General features: G+C 72.7%; 1 protein-coding gene. It reads right to left on the bottom strand.

The window, feature by feature from the left end:
* Positions 1 to 253, bottom strand: a 253-nt coding sequence (locus K7854_RS37385; RefSeq protein ID WP_226030997.1) for a SpnB-like Rossmann fold domain-containing protein, incomplete at both ends; no start/stop codon positions are given.

Here is a 253-nt window from a genome sequence, read left to right as displayed (position 1 = left end):
AAACACCGGACGCACCCGTCATCAGCACAGGACCGTCCCCGAAACCCCCAGCCACACCACCGGCAGCGGACACCCCCGAACGCACCAGCCGCGGCACCCGCACCACACCACCCCGCACCGCCCACTGCGGCTCACCGCAGGCCAGCCCTGCAACCAGCTCCTCCGGGCCGGCCTCCGCCGGAAGATCCGCCAGGACGAACCTGCCCGGATGCTCCGCCTGCGCCGCACGCACCAAACCCCACACCGGCGCAAC

It is taken from the genome of Streptomyces hyderabadensis (assembly GCF_020404845.1).
Classification (GTDB): Bacteria; Actinomycetota; Actinomycetes; order Streptomycetales; family Streptomycetaceae; genus Streptomyces; species Streptomyces hyderabadensis.
This window is presented reverse-complemented; position numbering and strand designations above follow the sequence as displayed.